The 19,774-nt window shown below is 62.6% G+C and carries 13 protein-coding genes; all 13 read right to left on the bottom strand.

Going from position 1 to position 19,774, the window contains the following annotated elements:
• Positions 1-6: 6 nt before the first annotated feature.
• The 13 genes from AC3RCJ_RS02465 to AC3RCJ_RS02405 all read right to left on the bottom strand — a co-directional run bounded on the left by AC3RCJ_RS02465 (position 7) and on the right by AC3RCJ_RS02405 (position 19,509).
• Positions 7-981, bottom strand: coding sequence for an ABC transporter substrate-binding protein (locus AC3RCJ_RS02465; RefSeq protein WP_492957818.1), 975 nt, complete (start codon positions 979-981; stop codon positions 7-9).
• Between the two features lie 166 nt (positions 982-1,147).
• Positions 1,148-3,514 (bottom strand): beta-L-arabinofuranosidase domain-containing protein, encoded by a 2,367-nt coding sequence (locus tag AC3RCJ_RS02460; RefSeq protein ID WP_492957816.1) that lies wholly within the window; start codon positions 3,512-3,514, stop codon positions 1,148-1,150.
• A gap of 10 nt (positions 3,515-3,524) precedes the next feature.
• Positions 3,525-4,559: an arabinan endo-1,5-alpha-L-arabinosidase gene (locus AC3RCJ_RS02455; protein ID WP_492957814.1), complete on the bottom strand. Its 1,035-nt coding sequence runs from the start codon at positions 4,557-4,559 to the stop codon at positions 3,525-3,527.
• 16 nt (positions 4,560-4,575) lie between these two features.
• Positions 4,576-6,111 carry a glycoside hydrolase family 43 protein gene (locus AC3RCJ_RS02450; RefSeq protein ID WP_492957812.1) on the bottom strand — a complete coding sequence of 512 codons (1,536 nt, stop codon included), beginning with the start codon at positions 6,109-6,111 and terminating at the stop codon, positions 4,576-4,578.
• 94 nt (positions 6,112-6,205) lie between these two features.
• Positions 6,206-7,756 (bottom strand): alpha-N-arabinofuranosidase, encoded by a 1,551-nt coding sequence (locus tag AC3RCJ_RS02445; RefSeq protein ID WP_492957810.1) that lies wholly within the window; start codon positions 7,754-7,756, stop codon positions 6,206-6,208.
• Positions 7,757-7,916: 160 nt separating this feature from the next.
• Positions 7,917-8,684 carry an SDR family NAD(P)-dependent oxidoreductase gene (locus tag AC3RCJ_RS02440; RefSeq protein WP_492957808.1) on the bottom strand — a complete coding sequence of 256 codons (768 nt, stop codon included), beginning with the start codon at positions 8,682-8,684 and terminating at the stop codon, positions 7,917-7,919.
• An 85-nt stretch (positions 8,685-8,769) separates the two neighbouring features.
• The gene (locus tag AC3RCJ_RS02435; protein WP_492957806.1) at positions 8,770-10,347 is read right to left on the bottom strand and encodes an aldehyde dehydrogenase (NADP(+)); all 1,578 of its coding nucleotides are present in this window, start codon (positions 10,345-10,347) and stop codon (positions 8,770-8,772) included.
• On the bottom strand, positions 10,344-11,336 hold the full coding sequence (araD1, locus tag AC3RCJ_RS02430) for an AraD1 family protein (protein ID WP_492957804.1): 993 nt from the start codon (positions 11,334-11,336) through the stop codon (positions 10,344-10,346). Before araD1 ends, AC3RCJ_RS02435 begins: the two co-directional genes overlap by 4 nt.
• Positions 11,337-11,348: 12 nt before the next feature.
• Complete coding sequence (locus AC3RCJ_RS02425) at positions 11,349-13,091, bottom strand: IlvD/Edd family dehydratase (protein WP_492957802.1); 1,743 nt, start codon at positions 13,089-13,091, stop codon at positions 11,349-11,351.
• A 196-nt stretch (positions 13,092-13,287) separates the two neighbouring features.
• Positions 13,288-14,370, bottom strand: a complete 1,083-nt coding sequence (locus AC3RCJ_RS02420) for an aldose epimerase family protein (protein ID WP_492957800.1) — start codon at positions 14,368-14,370, stop codon at positions 13,288-13,290.
• A gap of 17 nt (positions 14,371-14,387) precedes the next feature.
• On the bottom strand, positions 14,388-15,335 hold the full coding sequence (locus tag AC3RCJ_RS02415) for a glycoside hydrolase family 43 protein (protein ID WP_492957798.1): 948 nt from the start codon (positions 15,333-15,335) through the stop codon (positions 14,388-14,390).
• A gap of 24 nt (positions 15,336-15,359) precedes the next feature.
• A complete protein-coding gene (locus AC3RCJ_RS02410) occupies positions 15,360-16,712 on the bottom strand; it encodes an MFS transporter (protein ID WP_492957796.1) in 1,353 nt (450 codons plus the stop codon).
• 139 nt (positions 16,713-16,851) lie between these two features.
• On the bottom strand, positions 16,852-19,509 hold the full coding sequence (locus tag AC3RCJ_RS02405) for a TonB-dependent receptor (protein ID WP_492957794.1): 2,658 nt from the start codon (positions 19,507-19,509) through the stop codon (positions 16,852-16,854).
• Positions 19,510-19,774: the final 265 nt, after the last annotated feature.

Raw genomic sequence — 19,774 nt, 5'->3', positions numbered from 1 at the left:
GCAAGCTTAGTACTTACGGTTCGGAAATTCCTTGGCGGCCACCTCGGCAGGGAACACGTTCTCCACCGTCGTGATGCGCGCCGGCACGGGTTTACCGGCCACCACATCGCGGGCGATGGACATCAGTTGCGGGCCCAGCAGCGGGCTGCACTCGACGGTGACGTTCAGCTTGCCGGCGATCATGGCTTCGAACGCGCCTTTGACGCCATCGATCGAGATGATGATGATGTCCTTGCCCGGCTTCATGCCCGCTTCTTCGATGGCCTGGATGGCGCCGATGGCCATGTCGTCATTGTGCGCATACAAGACGTTGATCTTCTTGCCTTCGGCCTTCAGGAACGCTTCCATCACTTCCTTGCCCTTGGCGCGCGTAAAGTCGCCCGTTTGCGAACGGATGATCTTCATCTTCGGATTCTTGCCGATGACTTCCTGGAAGCCTTCCTTGCGGTCGATGGCCGGTGCGGAACCGACCGTGCCCTGCAGCTCGACGATGTTCAGGGTCGCATCCGGGGTTTTCTTGGCATAGTCCAGCAGCCATTGGCCGGCGCGGCGGCCCTCTTCCACGAAGTCGGAACCGATGAAGGTCACGTACAGCGATTTATCGGCCACGTTGACGGCGCGGTCCGTCAGGATGACGGGAATCTTGGCCGCCTTGGCTTCGCGCAGCACCGTATCCCAGCCCGATTCGACGACGGGCGAAAAGGCGATCACATCGACCTTTTGCGCGATGAAGGAGCGCAGGGCCTTGACCTGGTTTTCCTGCTTTTGCTGCGCATCGGCAAATTTCAGGGTGACGCCGTCTTTCTTGGCCGCCTCCTTGATGGAGACGGTATTGGCGGTGCGCCATTCGCTCTCGGCGCCTACCTGCGAAAAGCCCATGACGAGGGGCTTGGCGGCAAACGCGGACGAGGTAGCCAAGGTGGTGGCAGAAGCGGCCAGCAGCATGGCGCTGGCGAGGAGTGTGCGGCGTGTCAATGTCATTCTTGTCTCCAGTTTTTTTATTGGAATACCATCACAGCCGGATGCCGGATGGGCGGTTTTTTATGGACCCATGGTAGGAGAAAGCCACATAGCCATCCAATCAATTCTTTTTCGCTTGCGATACCGATTTGCGTATCGGTAGAGCGAGGCCATCCTCCCCTCCCCCTCAGCGCAGCAGGCGCAGCCCGTACAAGCCACCGGCCACGGAGTCCTTGCCGGCGACAAATTTCACAGTCAATTTTCCCTTGGCGGCCGCGACCAGGTCCGCAGGCACGGCGATATCGACCGTATGCAGCTCCTGCGGCGCATCGGCCGCCACGGCCACCGCCTGCAGCTTGACGCCATTGAGCAGCACGTCGAAGGTCCTGCCCGCATCGAGGGTGGACAGGGTCAGGCGCAAGGTCCTCGCTTCGCCTTGCGGGTCATTCAAGTCATAACTGAACCAGCCCGTCGCATGGCGCCAGTGCCGGCCCTTGTTGACGCCGTTTTCTCCCCCTTCGGCCTTGAAAAAATGGTCAGATTCCGGCTGCTGCTGACCGGGCGCCACCTGGTCGATGGTCTGCGCATCGAGCGCCAGGCGCTCGGCTTGCGCCTGGCGCGTGGCATCCTGCAGCTGCGCCAGCCTGGCCGGCGTGGACACGGGCCAGTACAGCATGTAGCGAGAGTCATGCAGGCGGAAGAACGGGATCAGTTTGATCGTCGCCGCATCCTTGCCCTGGATCAAGCCGGGCGCCGTAAACGTCAGCGGCTGGCCCTTCACGGGTTTGATCTTGTGCATGAATTCTTTTGTGTCGCTGACGAACAGCGGTGACGATTCCAGCGGACACACTTGCCCCTGGGCGATATGGCCCATGCGCGAGTCGTCGGCAAAATAGTTCAGCTGTTCATTGGCGAACGGCTGCGTCCTGGCGGCCAGCACGATGGGGCCGTGCAGCACGGCATAATAGTTCGACTGGTCCGGCATCTGTTCCAGGCGCATGCTCATCGGCAGCACCACGTCGACCTTGTCGCCGCCCTTCCACGCGCGCGTGATCGTCACATAGTCGCCCGGCGCGCCGGCCACCCGCATGGCCTTGCCGTTGAGTTTGATGCGCAGCTTGCCCCTGGCCACCCACTGCGGATAGCGGATTTTCAGGCTGAAGGTTTTATTGCCCGTGAATTGGCCCAGCGTGATGCGCGTCGTGTCGCGGTCAGGGAACTGCGTGCTCTGGGTAATCGTGACGCCCTGCTCCGCCCAATCCAGGGTGGAGGCCATGAACAGGTTCACGTACAATGCATCGCCCGCATGCGCGTAGATGAACTCGCCATACTTGGCCTGGCTTTCGATGCCGGACCCCACGCAGCACCACATGCCCTTGTCCACCTGCGAATACACGCGGTAGTGGTTCGGCCGCATGGGCGTAAAGTAGACAAAGCCGCCCGTGCCGGGGCGCTGCGACGACAAGATATGGTTGTACAGGGCGCGCTCGTAGTAATCCGCATACTTCACCTGCTCGTCGCGGCGGAACAGCTGCTGCGTGAGCTTGAGCATATTGTAGGTATTGCAGGTTTCCGGCCCTTCCACCTCTTCCACCATCGAAGAGAAATCGTGTTCATCGTGGAAATGCTCCTTGACGCTGTTGCCGCCGATGGCCACCGTGCGCTTGTCGTGCACGGTTTGCCAAAAGAATTGCGCGGCCTGCTGCCAGTCGCGCCGGCCCGTCAAGGCGCCGATGCGCTCGAAGCCGATCACTTTCGGGATTTGCGTATTCGCATGCAGGCCCGTCAGCTTGTCCTGTTGCGCCGCCAGGGGCTGCAAGACCGCCTGGTGCGAAAAGCGCATGGCCAGGTCCAGATACTTTTGCTCGCCCGTCAGTGCGTAGACGTCGGCCAGCACCTCGTTCATGCCGCCGTGCTCGGCGCGCAGCATGGCTTGCATCTGCGCGTCGGTGAGCGAGGCCGAGAGTTTCACGGCCCAGTCCGACAGCTCGATCAGCATGGCTTTCGCCTCGACATTGCCGGCGTACTGGTAGGCGTCGCGCAAGCCGGCGAATACCTTGTGCAGGTTGTACCACGGCACCCATTTACCGTTGACGGAGAAGGTGTCGGCTTGCATGTCTCCCTTGGCGATGGCTTGCCAGGCCGCATTGCCGTCGGGAATCCCTCCGAGGTAGCCGTTGCCATTCGCGTCCTGGCATTGCTTCAGCTGCGCCAGCATGTAATCGAGACGTTCGCGCGCCTGCGCGTCGCCCGTGGACGCCACCATCAGGGCCAGCGCGGACAGGTAATGCCCGCCCATGTGGCCGTCGAGCCCCGTCGCTTCCCAGTTGTCATAGCTGGGCTGGATCTGCGGCAAGCCCGCCTCGCGGCGGAACGGCGCCAGCAGCTTATCCGGGTCGAAGGCCAGCAGATACTGCAAGTCCGTCGTCTGGGCGTCGAGGAACGGCCCCGCTCCCAGGCGCACGGACGCAAGGGGAAACAGCTGGGCCGCCTGCACCGCAGGCGCAAGCAGCCCGCCGGCGGCCAGCGCCAGCATCCATACGGTTTTTTTCATGGCGCGCCCCCTAGGGCTTGGCGGCCGGCAATTCGCGGCTCTGGTAGCGATTCAAGTCGCGCGGGTCCACCTGCGGCCAGCCGTCCTTGTCCCACGTCATGGGCATGATCTTGAGCTTCTGCAAATAGTTATCCGCCGTTTCATAGGCGTGCAGCACCAGGTAATCCTTGCCGTCAAAGGTATAGGCGCTGTTGTGGCCCAGGCCCCGCCAGTCCTTGTCGCCTTTCAAGACCACCGTGCCGCCGCCCTGCGCCATGTCGCGGCCATCCTTGTCCAGATATGGCCCCGTCACGCTCTTGGCGCGCCCCACGGCCAGGTGGTAGGTGCTTTTTTCCTTCTGGCAGCACAGACCCCAGGAGACGAAGAGGAAGTAATCGTTACCGCGCTGGAAGATGAACGGCGCCTCGATTTCCTCGGGCGCGGGCTTGAATTCGCCCGCGCGTGGCGGCAGCGGCGCGCGGCGCGCCAAGGAGTGCCACTCTTGCGGTTCCGCAATGGTTTTCCAGTCGGCGTTGAGTTTCACCAGTTTGATGCCGTTCCAGAACGAACCGAAGGCCATCCACGGCGTGCCCTTGGCATCGGTGACGATGTTCGAATCGATGGCATTCCACTCGTCGCGCTCGGGCACCGATTGCAGCAGCATGCCCTGGTCGACCCAGCGGTAATCGGGCGAGCGGGGGTTGAGCGTCTTGTTGACGGTCACGCCGATGCCCGAGGTGTTCTTGCCGAAGCCAGAGACCGAGTAGTACAGGTAGTACTTGCCATCGTGAAACTGCACGTCGGGCGCCCAGATATGGTCGTCAAACGAGGGTGCGGCCGTCTTGGCCCAGGTGGGCTGGCCGGCAAACACGCGCCCTTCCGGTTGCCAGTCGACCATGTTTTTGGAACTGTAGAAGGTGATGCCGGGACCCGTGCTGTACAAATAATACGTGTCGCCGTCCCTGGCCATCACGGGGTCGTGCACGCTCACTTGCGCGGCATGGCAGGACAGCGCCAGCAAGGTGGCGGTAACGGCGGCCAGGCCGCGCTTGAGCGTTTGCATCATGGTTTCCCTTTAACTTTTAATTGCCCGTGCGGGCGCCCCACAGCGACACGCCGTCGATGGACTGCGCCGTGAACGTGACGACGAAGGCTTGCGCATTCGCATGCCACTGGCGCGACAGCACGCCATTGAACAGCCCGCCCGACGCCAGGGTGATGGCGAGCAGATTGTTGCCCTGGTGCTGCCACGACCCCGTTTGCGCCCCCGCAATCGTGCCGTCGGCCAGCAATGTGACGCTTTGCGACAGCTTGAGCGCCGTGGACATATCCTTGCCGTGGTTGATCAGTTGATAGCTGCCCGCCACCTCCGCTACCGCCACCTGCGCCGCCAGCGGCGTGACGCTTTTGCTCAACGGTACGTAACGGAACGGCGCCGCCACCAGCCAGCCATCGGCATTCATGAACAGCTCGTGCACGCGCAGCTCGTGCACTTCTCCCGTGTTCGGAAAACGCGTGTGGAAGAGGAGGAAGTACTGCTGCGTGGCGGCATCGTACACCGCTGAATTGTGTCCTGGCGACACATATCCCGGCGGCGTGCCCGTCTCGCCGGCCGCCAGCGCGAATTGATGGTTGCCCATCAGCTTCTGGCCGTATGGCGCGATGGACGCGTCGTCGAACAGCGGCAAGGCGGGATTCGACTTGACCTGGCGCATATCGTTGCCCCGGGCGTCCACGTAGGGGCCGTCCGGCGCGCGCGAGCGGGCCACGCGCATATTGTAGGCGCCGTTCGCATCGAGGCCGCCAAACGAGGTGAACAGGTAGTAATACTGCGATTGCGGGCTGTACAGCACGTAGGCGCCCTCGATGCGGCTGTGGTTGCCGCCGATCACGTGCTTGCCATAGCCCTGTCCGGCAACGGGCAAGCCCGTGGCCGGGTCCATGGCCAGGATAAAGATGCCGCCCGAATACGAGCCGTAGATCATCCACAGCTTGCCCGTGGCGTCGCGGAAGGTGTTCGGGTCGACCACGTTCGGCTGCGTCAGCGCATCGTAGATGGTCACGCCATCTTCGCTGACCTGGCCCCACATGCCGGACTTGAGGAAAATCTGCTGGTTCACATACGGGCCGTCCACCTTGTCGGCCAGGGCCAGGCCCATGGCGGAACGGGGTGAATCGCCCTTGCAGCTGTTGTAGTACATGGCGAACTTGCCATTGTCGAGCTGGATCACGTCCGGTGCCCACAGCCCGGTCACTTGCGACCAGGCAAAGGTGTCGGCCAAGGCCGTGACGACATTGTTGAACAGGGGATTGCCGGCGTTGACGCCGTCGGCGATCTTCGTCCAGTTCATCAGGTCCGTGGACCTGGCGGCCGCCAGGTGCGAGCCGAAGACATAATAGGTATCGGCCACCTTGATGACGGACGGGTCATGCACGGAGGCATTCATAAAGGTGATGGCGCCCTGTACGGGCGGCGTGACGACAGGCGGCACCACCACGGGAGGCACGACGGGCGGCGTGACGGAGACGACAGGCGCGCCCCCGGACGAAGCACCGCCGCCACAGGCGGCCAGGGCCATGGCGCTACCGAGCGCCAGTACAGCTTCTCTTCTGTTCATGGAGTACTTTCTCTACAACGTGCAGCACGATGCGGCTGGCCGGCGCAGGAAAGCTCCCGCGCCGGCACAGAGTAGACAGCAGGAAGCTGGCGGCTTATTCGACGGCGACGACCACGACGGCCTTGGCAGGGACCGACACGGTCAGCTTGCCGCCTTGCGCCTTGGCATTGAACGCCACCGGCTGCACGGCTTGCGGTTGCGCAAAGCTGTTGACGGCATCCATCTTGCCTGCGGTCAGCACGCGGCCCGTGACCTTGGCCACTGGCTTGCCGGCCAGCGCCACGTTGACGTCGACGGCCTTGTGCGGGTTCGTGTTGACCAGCGACAAGTACACCTTGCCATCCTTGGCGCGGGCGGCCGAGGCGCTCACTTCCGGAATGCTGACCTTGCCCAGGCTGTACTTGCCATTGCCGGCGATGGCGACCGGCAGCGAAGTGGCGTCCTGGAAGGGCACATACATTTCAAACGCGTGATACGTAGGAGTGAGGAAATATTTATCCTTGTCCGTGATGATCATGGCCTGCAGCACGTTGACCATTTGCGCGATATTCGTCATGCGCACGCGGTCCGCGTGTTGATGAAATATATTGAAGTTCAGGGCGGCGACGAGCGCGTCGCGCAAGCTGTTTTGCTGGAACAAGAAACCCGTGTTGGTGCCAGGCTCGACGTCGTACCAGGTGCCCCATTCATCGACGTACAAGCCCGTCTTTTTCGACGGATCGTTCTTGTCGATGGCGGCGAGATTGTTCTTGATCAAACTATCGATGCGCAGGGTGCGGCTCAGGGTAGAAATCCACTCGTTTTCGCCAAAGCCCGTGGCCGCGCCCTTCTTTTCCCATACGCCGGTCGGCACCGTGTAGTAGTGGAAACTGATGGCGTCCATCATGTTCGGCTTGATTTCGCGGCTCAGGGTGCCGGACCAGCTGGTGTCGTCGTCATTGCCGCCGCTGGCGATGAATTTCGGTCGCGCGCTTTCCGGCGTCTTCATGAAGGTGTGATAGTGCTTGTACAGGTCGGCATAGTACTGCGGGCGCATATTGCCGCCGCAACCCCAGGCTTCATTGCCGATGCCGAAGTAATCGACTTTATACGGCTGCGCACGGCCATTCTTGCGGCGCAGCTCGGCCAGGGTCGACTTGCTGTCCGACGTCATGTATTCGAGCCATTCGGACATTTCCTGCGGCGTGCCGGAACCGAGGTTGCCATTGATATAGGTCTGTGCGCCCAGCAGCTCTGCCAGGTCGAAGAATTCATGCGTGCCGACGGCGTTCGACTCTTCCACGCCGCCCCAGTTGGTGTTGACCTTGGTCGGCCGCTGGGCGCGCGCGCCGATGCCGTCCTTCCAGTGGTATTCATCGGCAAAGCAGCCGCCCGGCCAGCGCACCAGCGGCACGTGCAACTGTTTCAAGGCGCCCAGCACGTCATTGCGCCAGCCCTTGGTGTTCGGAATGCTGGACTCCGGCCCCACCCACATGCCCTCATAGATGCCCGTGCCCAGGTGTTCGGCGAACTGGCCGTACACGTTCTTGTTGATCACGGGACCGGGTTTGGCCACGTCGATGGTGACGTTGACGGGCGCGGCAAAGGCGCTGCCGACGGCCATGGCCAGGCTGAGGGCCACGATGCTGGTATGGATGAATTTCATGCTGTCTCCTGTTTTTGTAGTGAAAAGCAAGGGCCGGGATCACTCCCGGCAATCTGGAATGGCGATGCCTCTCCTGCCGCGGGGTTGGGGTGGCAAGAGGGGTGTTTCAAGATAGGAGTTGCCGGTCAGTGCCGGCGCGAATTAAACGATGCGCTCAGGCTTATATCCAGCCGGCATCGACGATGAATTCTTGACTGGAGCACATCGCGCCGTCGTCCGATGCGAGGAACAGCACCATGGCGGCGATGTCCTGCGGCATCAGTTTATTCGGCAGGCACTGGCTTTTCTTGATTTCCGCTTCCGCCGCGTCATCGACCCACAGGTCGATCTGGCGCTGCGTCATGACCCAGCCGGGCGTGACGGTATTGACGCGGATATTGTGGGCGCCGTAATCGCGCGCCAGGCCCCGCGTCAGGCCCACGACGGCCGCCTTGGTGGTGGCATACACGGGGTAGCCGCCCGACTTCATGTGCCACGAGATCGAGCTGACGTTGATGATGGAACCGCCGCCCCTGCGCTTCATGCCTTCGAAGACGGCCTGGCACGTGAAGAACATGGGACGTTGATTGATCGCAATACGCTCGTTCCAGTAGTCCAGGGTGACGTCCTGCGCCTGGTGGCGCTGGTCGTTGGCGGCGTTGTTGACGAGGATATCGAAGTCGCCCAGTTGATCGGCCAGTTCGGCCATGACGGCTTGCAGGGAGGCAATATCCGTGATGTCGCAATGGCGGAACAGGGGCGCCGTCATGCCCGCTTCGGCCAGGCGGCGGCACAGGGCCTCGCTCGCTTCCACGGCGATGTCGACAAACGCCACCAGCGCGCCCTGGGCGGCAAACTCCGCCACCAAAGATTCGCCGATGCCGCTGCCGCCGCCCGTGATGAACACGCGCTTGCCCTGCAAGCTGCCATATTTCGCCAATTGCTTCATCTTGTCTCCACCTGTTTATTTTTTTAGGTACAACGTACAACCACACTGGCGCGGCAAGGCCATCGGCCCCGCCGCGCGGCAGGTTTTAGTCCTTGCCCAGCACGCCATCCTTGCGGCGCCAGATACTGAGCGGATTATCATCGCGCAGCGACTCCGGCAGCAAGTCCTGCGGCAGGTTCTGGTACGACACGGGGCGCAGGAAGCGGTTGATGGCCGCCGTACCGACCGAGGTGCTGCGGCCGTCCGAGGTGGCAGGGAACGGGCCGCCGTGCACCATCGCCGTCGACACTTCCACACCGGTCGGGAAACCGTTGGCCAGGATGCGGCCCACGCGGCGTTCCAGCACAGGCAGCAAACGGCGCGCATCAATCAGGTCGCCCGCATCCATCTGCAGGGTGGCCGTCAGCTGGCCTTCCAGGCTTTCCGTGATCGCCAGCATTTGCTCGATGTCGCGGCAGGCCACCAGCAGCGAGGCCGGGCCGAAGACTTCATCGCGCAGATCGTGCCTGGCCAAAAACGCCTCGCCCGAGGTGACGAACAGGGCGGCGGCGCCCTTGCCTTCTTCGCCCGCGTTTCGCACCAGCGGCGTCACGTCGGCGTGCTGCGCCAGCGCGGCAACGCCCTTGGCATAGCTGCTGGCGATACCAGCCGTCAACATGGTGGCGGCCGGGGCCGGCGCCAGCGCTTCGGCGGCGGCGGCGGCAAACGCCGTGAAGTCAGCACCTTCCAGGCCCAACACGAGGCCGGGATTGGTGCAGAACTGGCCCACGCCCATCGTCAGCGAGGCGGCAAAACCGCCGGCAATGGCCGCGCCACGGGCAGCGAGCGCTTGCGGCAGCACAAACACGGGGTTGATGCTGCTCATTTCCGCATACACGGGGATCGGCTGCGGGCGCTCGGCCGCCACCTTCATCAGGGCGATGCCGCCCGAACGTGAACCCGTGAAACCGACGGCCTGGATGGCCGGATGGGCGACCAGCGCCTGGCCGATGCCATTGCCCGTGCCTGTCAGCAAGGCGAATACGCCGGCCGGCAGCTTGCAGAGTTCAATCGCCTTGACGATGGCGCGCGCCACCAGCTCGGACGTGCCCGAATGGGCCGAGTGGGCTTTCAGCACGACGGGGCAGCCGGCCGCCAGGGCCGAGGCCGTATCGCCGCCGGCCACCGAGAAGGCCAGCGGGAAGTTACTGGCCGCAAACACGGCGACGGGACCCAGGCCGATCATGCGCAAGCGCAGGTCAGGACGCGGCGGCACGCGCTCGGGCAAGGCCGAATCGATGCGCGCATCGGTCCACGATCCTTCGCGCAGCAAGCCGGCGAACAGTTTTAATTGACCGACGGTGCGGCCGCGTTCGCCTTCCAGGCGCGCGCGCGGCAAGCCGCTTTCCGTCATGGCGCGCACGATCAAGTCGTCGCCCAGTTCGCCGATTTGCGCGGCGATGGTGTCGAGGAAGTCAGCACGCTGCGCATCGCTGGTGGCGCGAAACGGGTCGAACGCGGCTTGCGCCAGACGGCAGGCCTCGTCGATTTGCGCTACGTCAACCATGTGGAAGGCGGGTGCGATGTGCGCGCGCGCGGCCGGGTCCCACGCTTCGAAGGAGCCGCCATGGCCCTTGACGGCGACGCCGCCGATCAATGCCTCACCGGTGATATTGAAACTCATAATGTGCTCACTTTCGCAAATGCGGTTGGGAAGACGTCGAGGCGGTTGCGCAGGGCGGGGCCAAAGGCCGGCGCTTCGATTTCAAAGGTTTCGCCCGGCGCCACGCTCACGCCGTCGGCAAAGCTCAGGGTCGCCGTGCCAAAAAAATGCACGTGCACGTCGCCAGGGCGCTTGAACAGCGGATACTTGAAGTGGTGGTGTTCCAGGTTGGCGATCGTGTGCGACATATTGTCTTCGCCGCTGACAAAGGCCTTTTCCCAGCGCACATTGCCGGCCGCGTCCAGCACGCGCGAGGCGCCATCGATGTGCGCGGGCAGCTCGCCCACGAGCAGGGCCGGGCCGACGCTGCACATGCGCAGCTTCGAGTGGGCCAGGTACAGATAGTTCTGGCGTTCCGTCACGTGGTCCGAGAATTCATTGCCGATGGCGTAGCCGACTCTATACGGCTGGCCGTCGTCGCCGATCACGTACAGGCCGGCGATTTCCGGCTCTTCGCCGCCATCGAGGGCAAAGTCCGGCATGCGCAGCGGCTGGCCGCTGGCGCGCACGATGGAGCCGTCGCCCTTGTAGAACCACTCGGGCTGGGCGCCGGCCGTATCTGCTTCCGGCTTGCCGCCTTCCACGCCCAGGCGGAACATTTTCATGGAGTCGCTCAGGGACTCGGCGTCGCCGCCGATCTTCTTGTGCATGGCGTCGCGCGCGCCGGCGCTGCCCAGATGGGTCAGGCCCGTGCCCGTCACATAGCAGTGCGCTTCGTCGGCATGGTCGAGCGGCGGCAGCAAACGGCCGCTGGCGGCCACGTCCGCATACAGATGCGTGGCATTGCCGACGGTGGCGTTGACCAGCTCCGCCAGATTGATACGCTTGCGGATGGCGTCTTGCGCCAGCGCATAGGTCGTGTTGTAGCCTTCGATGACGCGGATGACGTCGTCTTGCAGCAGGCCGACGAGGCGCCCGCCATGTTCATTCGTAAATTGCAGCAACAGCATGGGATTCTCCGCTTAATGTGAGTGGCGCGGCACGGCGGAACCGCGATTGCCGACCAGGAAGTCGAAATCGCAGCCTTCGTCGGCCTGCAACACGTGTTCGATGTACAGCTGCTGGTAGCCGCTCTTCGGTCCGGGCGCGCTGCCCAGTTCGCGGGCCGCCAGGCGCTCGGCGATTTCCGCGTCGCTGATGTCGATGTTCAGGCTGCCGGCGTGGCAATCGAGGGCGATCATGTCGCCATCGCGCACAATGCCCAGCGGGCCGCCCGCCATGGCTTCCGGCGCCACGTGCAGCACGACCGTGCCGTAGGCCGTGCCGCTCATGCGCGCATCCGAAATGCGCACCATGTCGGTGATGCCTTGCGCCAGCAGTTTCGGCGGCAAGCCCATATTGCCCACTTCGGCCATGCCCGGATAGCCTTTCGGGCCGCAGTTCTTCATCACCAGCACGGAATTGGCATCGACATCGAGATCCGGATCAACGATGCGCGCCTTGTAATGTTCAAAGTCTTCGAACACGACGGCCTTGCCCCGGTGCTGCATCAGATGCGGCGAGGCGGCCGAGGGTTTCAGCACGGCGCCACGCGGCGCCAGGTTGCCGCGCAGCACGCAGATACCGCCATCGGCCAGCAGCGGGTTGTCCAGGGTGCGCACCACTTCATCGTTGTAGATCGGCGCGTCGACGCAGTTGTCCCAGATCGACTTGCCGTTGACGGTCAGCGCATTCTTGTGCGGCAGCAAATCGCCTTCGCCCAGGCGGCGTATCACGGCCGGCAAGCCGCCCGCATAATAAAACTCTTCCATCAGGAAACGGCCCGACGGCAGCAGGTCGACGATGGTCGGCGTGCCACGGCCCGTCTTGGTCCAGTCTTCCAGTTCCAAAGGCACGCCGATGCGTCCGGCAATCGCTTTCAGGTGGATCACGGCATTGGTCGAGCCGCCGATGGCGGCGTTGACCTTGATGGCGTTCTGGAACGCTTCGCGCGTCAACACTTTCGACAGGCGCAGGTCTTCGTGCACCATTTCAACGATACGGATGCCCGACATATGCGCCAGCACGTAGCGGCGCGAATCGACGGCGGGGATGGCCGCGTTGTGCGGCAAGGACGTGCCCAGCGCTTCGGCCATGCTGGCCATGGTCGAGGCCGTGCCCATGGTGTTGCAGGTGCCTGCCGAGCGCGACATGCCCGATTCGGCCGACATGAACTGGTGCAGGGTGATCGAACCCGCCTTCATCTGCTCGTGCAGCTGCCACACGGCGGTGCCGGAACCGATGTCCTTGCCATTGAGCTTGCCGTTCAGCATGGGGCCGCCGCTGACGACGATGGTGGGAATGTCGACGCTGGCCGCGCCCATCAGCAGGGCCGGCGTGGTCTTGTCGCAGCCGACCAGCAGCACGACGGCGTCCATCGGGTTGCCGCGGATCGATTCTTCCACGTCCATCGAGGCCAGGTTGCGCGTCAGCATGGCGGTCGGGCGCAGATTCGATTCGCCGTTCGAGAAGACAGGAAATTCCACGGGGAAACCGCCCGCTTCCAGGATGCCGCGCTTGACGTGTTCGGCCAGCTGGCGGAAATGCGCATTGCAGGGCGTCAGTTCGGACCAGGTATTGCAGATGCCGATGATGGGCTTGCCGTGAAATTCGTGGTCAGGTATGCCCTGGTTTTTCATCCAGCTGCGGTACATGAAGCCGTTCTTGTCCTGCGAGCCGAACCACTCGGCCGAGCGCAGGGCTACCTTCTTTTTTGTCTCAGACATGCCATTCTCCTGGTTGTGCCATGCCGGATCTAAGGTCGTCGGCCCGGGCAGCGATGTTGGAATACTAAAGAATCCTGCCATGCCTTTCCAATCAATTTTTAATGCGTTCCGATATCGAAAACGGTATCGGCATGCACCAATGAAAACGCCCTGCGGGCACGTGGCGGCAGGGCGTGGGCGGTTTTGGCTGGGGCGCTTACTCGGCGGAAAAGCGGTACACCGTTTCCGTCCGGTATTCCTCGCCAGGGCGCAAGATGGTGTTCGGGAAATGCGCCTGGTTCGGCGCATCCGGGAAATGCTGGGTTTCCAGGCACAGCGCGCTGCGGTAGCTGATGGCGCGCAGCTTGCCGTACTGGCTGCTGTCGAGGAAATTGCCGGAATAAAACTGGATGCCCGGCTCCTGCGTGTACACCTGCATCACCCGGCCCGATTGCGGATCGCGCACGGTGGCGGCCAGATTCAGCAGCTGACCGGGTTGTTGATTCAGCACGAAGTTGTGGTCGTAGCCGCGCCCGATGCGGATCTGCTCGTGCGGCAAGTCGATGCTGTTGCCGATGACGGTGCTCTGGCGCAAGTCGAACGGCGTGCCGGCCACGTCCGCCAGTTCCCCGGTGGGAATCGAACCGGCATCGACGGGCAGGTAGCGCTCCGCATTGATGGACACTTCGTGGCCGAGGATATGGCCCTGCCCCGCCAGGTTGAAATAGCTGTGGTTGGTCAAGTTGACGGGCGTGGCCTGGTCCGTCACGGCGTGATAGCGCAGGCTCAGCGCGTTGTCGTTGTCCAGTTCATACACGACCGTCACGTCAAGCTGGCCCGGATAGCCATCTTCGCCGTCCGGGCTGCTGCGCGTGAACGTCACGCCCACGGCGTCTTCCTTGGTGAACGGTTCGGCCTGCCACATCACCTGGTGGTAGCCTTGGTTTCCGCCATGCAAGTGATTCGGTGCGTTGTTGACGGCCAGCTGGTAATCCTTGCCGTCGAGGCTGAAACGTCCCCCGGCGATGCGGTTGCCGTAGCGCCCGATGACGGCGCCCAGGAAAGCGCTGTTGTGCAGATACGGCTCGATGCGCTCGAAACCGAGCACCACGTCGGCAAAGCGGCCATCGCGGTCCGGCACGTGGATTTCGCTGATGATGGCGCCAAAGTCGAGCACCCTGACCTGCATGCCCTGCTTGTTCGTCAGGGTAAACACGGTGACATGGGCGCCGTCGGGCAGGACGCCGAACGGCGCCTCCGTGACGGTGGCGGATGCGGAAACAGGGTCAGCAGAGGTCATAGGCGCTCTTCCAGGAGTTACAGGGTCGATGAACGGCCAAACACGGGCATGCCCTGCGCATCCCAGCGCAGCGGTTTCACAAAGGTATGGCGGTCCGGGTTCCACAGCGGATCGCCGACGATTTCCGTGTAGGTGCGGGCATGGTACACCAGCAACACATTGTCCCCATCGTCGGCCGTGGTAAAACTGTTGTGGCCGGGGCCATAGATGCCGTGCTCGTAGCAGGTGGCAAACACGGGCTCGGGTGACTTCGTCCACGAGGACGGATCGAGCAGGTCGGCGGATGCGTCCGCCCACAGCAGGCCCATCGCATAGTTTTCATCGGTGGCGCTGGCCGAATAGCTGATGAAGATCTTGCCCTGGCGTTTCAGCACGGACGGCCCTTCGTTGACCCGGAAGCCGCGGATTTCCCAGTCGAACTCCGGCTTGCTCAGCATCACGGGCGGACCGGCCAGCTGCCACGGCGTGGCCATTGGTGCGATATACAGGTTCGAATTGCCCTCGATGGCCACATCCTTCTGCGCCCACAGGTAGTACAGCACGCCGTCGTGCGTAAAAGTGGTGGCGTCGAGGCAGAAGGTGTCGATGCCCGTGTCGATCTGGCCCATGAATTCCCACTCGCCTTCCAGGGGGTTGGCGTTCGTGTTGCGGATCGCATACATGCGGTGCTGGAACAGCTGATGCTTGATTTCGCGGCTGGGCGCGGCGGCAAAATACACATACCAGGCGCCGTCGTTGAAGTGCAGCTCCGGTGCCCACACCAGCTCGCTGTACGGGCCCGTGTCCGGCTTGTGCCAGACGTCGACGGTGGGCGCGTCGGCCAGCCCGGCGATGCTGTCGGCGCGGCGCAGTTCGATGCGGTCGTACTGGGGCACGGAGGCCGTAAAGTAATAATAGCCGTCGCTGTGGCGGTAGATGTGCGGATCGGCGCGCTGTTCGATCAGCGGTTTCAAGATGTCTGCCATGTTGCTTACTCCATTCAATGATTCTTACGCAGCGACAAAACCGCGCTTGTGCATTTCCACTTTTACGCCTCGGTAATAGTCATCGCTGATGCGGTACTTGAACATCAGCAAGCCCATCAGCAAGTGGAAGAAGCCGGGGATGACGGACAGCATCAGGGCGATGCCGTTCAGGGCGAATTGCGTTTGCTCATGGTTGGGCTGGTAGTCGAAATACGACAGCAGCATGCCGACCAAAAAGCCGGCCACGGCCATGCCGGCCTTCTGGCAGACGGAAATGCCGCCAAAGGCAAAGCCGGAAACGCGCTTGCCCGTCTTGACTTGACCGTAATCAATGGTTTCGGCGATGGCCGACCAGAACACGGGCGCGTGCAAGTCCACCACGAAGGACAGCAGGAAATACAGGGCGAAAGCCAGCACGGTGTCGCTCGGCTTCACAAAAAAGTAGATCGCCAGGCTGATCAGCGCCACGCCGATCTGCGTATAGCGGAACAGCTTGACCTTGCAATAGAACTTGGTGATCCAGGTCGAGGCGACCATGGCGAGGATGGCCGCCACCACGCCCGTGGTGAGGAAGGCGGCCACGGTTTCCGTGTCGCCGCCCAGGTAGTATTTCGCATAGTAGATGGCGACGGAGCCGCGCACCACGTAGCCGACCGTACCCGTGACGCACACGCCGCACAGCACCAGCCACTGGTCGTTCTGCAGCAGCACCTTCAATTGTTCCAGCAACGATTGCTTTTCCACCACGTGCACGACGCGCTCGGTGGTAGAGAAATAGCAGAACAGGAACAGGGCCACGCCCATGACGGCCATCACGGCCATGGCCGCCTGGTAGCCGACGGCCGGGTTGCCGCCGCCCCAGCGCTGCGACAGCACCGGCACGACGATGGTCACCATGAAGGCCCCGATCTTGGCGAAGAACAAACGGTAGCCGTTGGCCGACAGCCGCTCGTGCGGGTCGCTGGTCAGGCCGCTGATCAGGGAAATATACGGAATGCCCACGCCGGCCGTCATGATGGTCATCAGGATATACGTGGAATACGCCCAGATCAATTTGGCGTCATAGCCCCATTCCGGCGTGGTGAACACGAAAAACACGCTCACGCCGAAGGGCACGGCCAGCCACAGCAGGTAGGGACGGTAGCGTCCCGAGGCAAAGCTGTAGCGGTCCGTGATCTGGCCCATGCCCAGGTCGGCGATGGCGCCGATGACCTTCACGACCACGAACAGCAGGGCCAGGTCGCTCGTTTTCAAGCCATAGATATCGGTGTAGAAAAAGGTGATGATCAGCATCATCGACGAGATGACGACATTGAGCGCCATGTCGCCGGCGCCGAAACCGACCTTTTCAACGGTGGATAATTTTTGCGTCTCCATGCTTTCCATCCATTCTTTTTATGATGATGAATCGTGCCTGATTGCCCAACTGACAGGGGCGTTGCCGGCCGAAACCATGGCAACGCCCTTGGATACTGCTTTTCACTCCTGTAAAACGTGCAATGCAGCCATGGACGTTTTACATTTTCCAGCGCAGCGATACGCCCACTGTCCGGTCATAGCGGCGCGTATCGCGCGCATACACGCCCGGCTCGTTCCAGTAATCCTTGAACTTGGTGTCGAGCAAGTTATTCCCATCGAGCGTCACGGTGAACTGCTCGTTGAGCTTGTATGACAGCGAACCGTCGAGCTGGGCCGTCGGCGCCACTTTCAAGTCCAGGCCCGGGCCGCCCTGGTTGTAGCTGTCGATGAATTTCGAGCGCCAGTTATAGGCCAGGCGGCCCGACCACGCATCTTTTTCATACAGCAACACCAGGTTGTACGAATAGCGCGATACGCCCGTGATGGCATGGCTGCCCGTCTCGTCGTCGGTGGTGCCGCTCATGTAGGTACCGTTTGCCTGCAGGCCCAGGCCGTTCAGGATGCCGGGCAAGCCGTCATAGAATTGCTGGTAGCCGATTTCCAGGCCCTGCAGCTTGCCGGCGGCCGTGTTGTACGGGCGGTCCACGTCATAGGCCTTGCCGGCGATGGTTTCGCTGGCAATGCGTTGCTGGATATAACCGTCGAACTTGTGGTGGAACACGGTGGCCGTCACGGACCCGGCCGGCGCGAAATACCATTCCAGCGCGGCATCAACATTGTCGCCCGTCACCGGTTTCAAGTTCGGATTGCCGCCCGCGCCCGTCGCCTTCACCGTTTCCGTCGAGTTGACCAAGGCCACGCCGGGGTTCAGCTGGGAAAAGCCGGGACGGCTGATGGTGCGGCCCGCGGCGAAGCGGCCCATCAGGTCGGCGCGCAGCTTGATTTTCAGGGCAATGCTCGGCAGTACGTCGGTGCTGGACGTGTCGCTGATGACGGGCGTGTAGACGCCATCCTGCGAACTGTTGCCTTGCAGGCTTTGCTCGGTGCGCACGAGGCGCACGCCCACGGTGCCATCGACGGGGTAGGCGCCCAGCTTGAAGCCGATCTTCGCCTTGGTATAGAGGGAATACGTCTTTTCCGTGTCCTTGAAGAAGGAGCCCGGGTCCATGGCGCGCGCCGCGCTGCTGCCCGTGACGGCCTGGCGCACGGTGCCCGTGTTATTGAGCAAGAAGCTGGCGCACGGCGTGTACCACTGCTTCAAGCCATAATCGGGGCCGCCGCCGGACATCGCTTCCGACAGGCAATTGAGACCGGGAATCGACGTCACGCTCTGGCGGCCGAACGGAAATGCGGCGCCGGACACGTCCGGTGCTTCCGCATTGCCCTCGAAACTCTTGATCGATTCCGCTTCGCGTTTGACGCCGCGCACGCCGACGCTGATTTCCTTGAAAAAGCCGCCTGCGCCCGGCGTGTACGCGAGGTCGGCGCGCAGGTCGTTCGAGCTGCCCTCATCGAGGCCGTAGCGGTCGAAGAAGCCCTTCAGATAGTAGTTCGACGCGTCTTGCAGATCGATGCCCGTGTAATCGACGTGCAGGGTACCGTTCTGGTTGGTATTGATGCGGGCATTCGGCACGACGGTGATGGCGTCGAGAATCGGATTGCGCCAGGCATAGGTGCTTTTGGTGCTGGCCACTTCCGACGTGAAACGCCATTCCGGGTTGATATCCCACAAGCCGCCCACGGCAAATTGATGCGTCTTCGTCTGGTTCTTGTTCGCCTGCGTCGACATGATGGTGTTGACATTGGTCGAGGTCAGCGTCTGCAGCTGGTTGCTGCCGGGAATCTTGGTCGCCGACACGGGCGTGCCCCACCAGGGCAAGCCGACGAAGTAATCGGACTCGGCGTCGAGCAGGAAGCGCGTGGCCATGCCTTCGGCGTACAGTTCCACGTCGGCGTTCGGGCGCCATTGCAGCACGGCATTGGCGGTCGTGCGGCGGCGGTCGCCCTTGATCGGCAACAAGCCCACCTGGTCCGGCGCCGTCAGGCCGGGCGAAAAATAACTCTTGTCCACGGGCGCCGTGCTGAACGCGCGTTCTTCATGGTAACGGTGCTGCTGCTGCGACAGGCCCAGCAAGGCGCCCACTTCGCCGATGCCGGTCTTCCAGCGGTTCGCCACCATGGCGCTGATGTTCGGGTCCGTGGCCTTGGATTTGTCGCTGTAGACGGCGCGCGTGTTGACGCTGGCCGTGAACTCCTTGAAATCGAACGGGCGATTCGTGCGCACGTCGATGATGCCGGCCACGCCGCCTTCGACCTGGTCGGCGCCCTGCGACTTGTACACGTCGACGCGCTGCAGCATGGTGGCGGGAATGTCGGCCAGGTTGACGTAGCGGCCCGTGGTGGTGAACAGTTCTCGGCCGTTGAGCAGGGTCGTGACGTCGCGCAAGCCGCGTATCATGACGGCGCTGGCCTCGCCCGAATCGCGGCGGATCTGGATGCCGGAAATGCGCGCCAGGGTTTCGGCCACGTTGTTGTCAGGGAATTTGCCGATGTCGTCGGCGACGATGGAATCGACGACCTGGTCCGCACGCATCTTGATCTGCTGCGAATTTTGCGCCGAGCGGCGCACGCCGCTGACGGTCACGACCGATACTTCCGCGGCCGCTTCGGCGCTGGCATCGGCCGCCACCGCGTCCTGCGCCCGGAGCGAAGCCGTGCTCAGCAAGCCGATACCGGCCAATGCCGCGACGGCGGCCTTCAACATGAATGGACGAGGGAATGTGGCCGCGAGCGGGCCGGTGGCGTTGCGCATCATGCATCTCCAGATATGGTATTGATATTTTTTATGTCGCTTGCATGTCATCCGCATGCTCGGCGTTTATCTTAGGGGCTGGACGATAATCTCTCCAATCAAATTTTCCGCAGTTTCGATATCAATTTCGATATCGGCGCCGGGAGGACTGGGAAGGTTGTAAACCGACAACGGCAGGGGCGTCAGGAACATATCAGGCGGGATCATGCCTAGAAAATGGCAGTACACGCTCCAGGACAACGGAGGCATGTCTTTCAAGCGGGGGAGC

This window comes from Janthinobacterium sp. GW822-FHT07H11, assembly GCF_058798615.1.
Note: the sequence above shows the minus strand (reverse complement) of the source record. Positions and strands in the feature narration are given on the sequence as shown.

Excerpts from the sequence above, each read along its gene's own strand:
- AC3RCJ_RS02460 (WP_492957816.1), bottom strand. The coding sequence starts at position 3,514 with ATGAAAAAAACCGTATGGATGCTGGCGCTGGCCGCCGGCGGGCTGCTT.
- AC3RCJ_RS02455 (WP_492957814.1), bottom strand. The coding sequence starts at position 4,559 with ATGATGCAAACGCTCAAGCGCGGCCTGGCCGCCGTTACCGCCACCTTG.
- AC3RCJ_RS02450 (WP_492957812.1), bottom strand. The coding sequence starts at position 6,111 with ATGAACAGAAGAGAAGCTGTACTGGCGCTCGGTAGCGCCATGGCCCTG.
- AC3RCJ_RS02415 (WP_492957798.1), bottom strand. The coding sequence starts at position 15,335 with ATGGCAGACATCTTGAAACCGCTGATCGAACAGCGCGCCGATCCGCAC.
- AC3RCJ_RS02435 (WP_492957806.1), bottom strand. The coding sequence starts at position 10,347 with ATGAGTTTCAATATCACCGGTGAGGCATTGATCGGCGGCGTCGCCGTC.
- AC3RCJ_RS02440 (WP_492957808.1), bottom strand. The coding sequence starts at position 8,684 with ATGAAGCAATTGGCGAAATATGGCAGCTTGCAGGGCAAGCGCGTGTTC.
- AC3RCJ_RS02405 (WP_492957794.1), bottom strand. The coding sequence starts at position 19,509 with ATGATGCGCAACGCCACCGGCCCGCTCGCGGCCACATTCCCTCGTCCA.
- AC3RCJ_RS02410 (WP_492957796.1), bottom strand. The coding sequence starts at position 16,712 with ATGGAGACGCAAAAATTATCCACCGTTGAAAAGGTCGGTTTCGGCGCC.
- araD1 (WP_492957804.1), bottom strand. The coding sequence starts at position 11,336 with ATGCTGTTGCTGCAATTTACGAATGAACATGGCGGGCGCCTCGTCGGC.
- AC3RCJ_RS02425 (WP_492957802.1), bottom strand. The coding sequence starts at position 13,091 with ATGTCTGAGACAAAAAAGAAGGTAGCCCTGCGCTCGGCCGAGTGGTTC.
- AC3RCJ_RS02445 (WP_492957810.1), bottom strand. The coding sequence starts at position 7,756 with ATGAAATTCATCCATACCAGCATCGTGGCCCTCAGCCTGGCCATGGCC.
- AC3RCJ_RS02420 (WP_492957800.1), bottom strand. The coding sequence starts at position 14,370 with ATGACCTCTGCTGACCCTGTTTCCGCATCCGCCACCGTCACGGAGGCG.
- AC3RCJ_RS02465 (WP_492957818.1), bottom strand. The coding sequence starts at position 981 with ATGACATTGACACGCCGCACACTCCTCGCCAGCGCCATGCTGCTGGCC.